At 40.7% G+C, this 621-nt stretch carries 1 protein-coding gene; it reads left to right on the top strand.

The genetic code is table 11. The features are described 5' to 3' along the window. A partial coding sequence (locus tag LZD48_RS18400) for a helix-turn-helix domain-containing protein (RefSeq protein ID WP_235764129.1) occupies positions 1-580 on the top strand: 580 nt, incomplete at its 5' end. Positions 581-621 lie beyond the last annotated feature (41 nt).

Genomic DNA, 621 nt, shown 5'->3' with positions numbered 1-621 from the left:
CACTACCATTCATGCTTGGATGCGCAAATATCAACTACATGGTGTAGAGGGCTTAAAAGAATCAACGAGCCCGAAAACGTACCCTAAAGAATTGAAGATGCAAGCAGTCGAGTTTTACTTGAACCATGAGGGTAACTTAGAAGAAACCTGTAAAAAATTCGATATTTCAAGTCGTTCTGTTTTATCCCGGTGGGTAAAGCATTATACTAGTGGGAAAGAATTTAAATCTACTGGGGGAAGAGAAGAAATGAATAAGGGGCGCAAGACAACATTTCAGGAGCGCATAGAAATTACTCAATACACCATTGCCAATAACTTGAATTACCAAAAGGCCACAGAGAAATATCAGGTTTCCTATCAACAAGTCTATAGCTGGGTTCGTAAATACCAACAGGATGGGGAGCGAGCTCTTCAGGACCGACGTGGAAAGTCGTTAGATTCGAAGCCGGTATTGACAGAGGAAGAAAAATTACAACTTCGTATTCAGGAGTTGGAGCATCGTAATCAATACTTGGAGGCGGAGAATGGTCTATTAAAAAAGTTAAAGGAAATCGAAAGGGGGATGGGTCGGGAAGATTAGGCATTCATTTAGCTGAATTTCAGGCTATTCATGACTATCAT

The organism is Oceanobacillus alkalisoli (assembly GCF_021556485.1).
In the GTDB taxonomy this organism is placed as follows: Bacteria; Bacillota; Bacilli; order Bacillales; family Amphibacillaceae; genus Oceanobacillus; species Oceanobacillus alkalisoli.
The sequence above is the reverse complement of the archived record's forward strand: the minus strand, read 5'-3'. Positions and strand labels throughout refer to the sequence as shown.